We start from the raw sequence: 321 nt of genomic DNA, 5'->3' as shown, positions 1-321 counted from the left end.
GGCTCAGATCCGTTCGACGGTGCGCTTTATGTGTTCCGGGCCAAAAGGGCCGACAGAATCAAGATCGTATGGTGGGATGGCTCCGGCGTGTGCCTCTATTTAAAACGTCTTGAGAAGGCGAGGTTCTCTAGGCCCGCAATGCCGATGCCGATACGCGCATCGAGCGGCTGACGCAGATCCTGAAGGCCTTCGACCGCGCCTGGTTCGGCCGACGATCGGAAAAGCTCGGCTCGGCGAACGGCGGCGATGAACAGCAGGCCTTCGTCTTCGAGGAGATCGAGATCGGCATCGCTGCGATCAAGGCCCAGGTCAGCAAGGGCC

The 321-nt window shown here is 60.7% G+C and carries 1 protein-coding gene and 1 pseudogene; both read left to right on the top strand.

Annotation, left to right across the window (positions count from 1 at the left end):
• Positions 1 to 30: 30 nt before the first annotated feature.
• Entirely contained in the window at positions 31 to 171 is a 141-nt protein-coding gene (tnpB, locus tag CVM73_RS41920; protein ID WP_430641335.1) for an IS66 family insertion sequence element accessory protein TnpB, read from the top strand.
• Positions 132 to 321, top strand: a pseudogene (locus CVM73_RS38970) (IS66 family transposase); the annotation flags it as partial. The gene tnpB and the pseudogene CVM73_RS38970, both read left to right, overlap by 40 nt.

Origin of the sequence: Bradyrhizobium forestalis (assembly GCF_002795245.1) — a bacterium.
In the GTDB taxonomy this organism is placed as follows: domain Bacteria; phylum Pseudomonadota; class Alphaproteobacteria; order Rhizobiales; family Xanthobacteraceae; genus Bradyrhizobium; species Bradyrhizobium forestalis.
The sequence above is the reverse complement of the archived record's forward strand: the minus strand, read 5'-3'. Positions and strand labels throughout refer to the sequence as shown.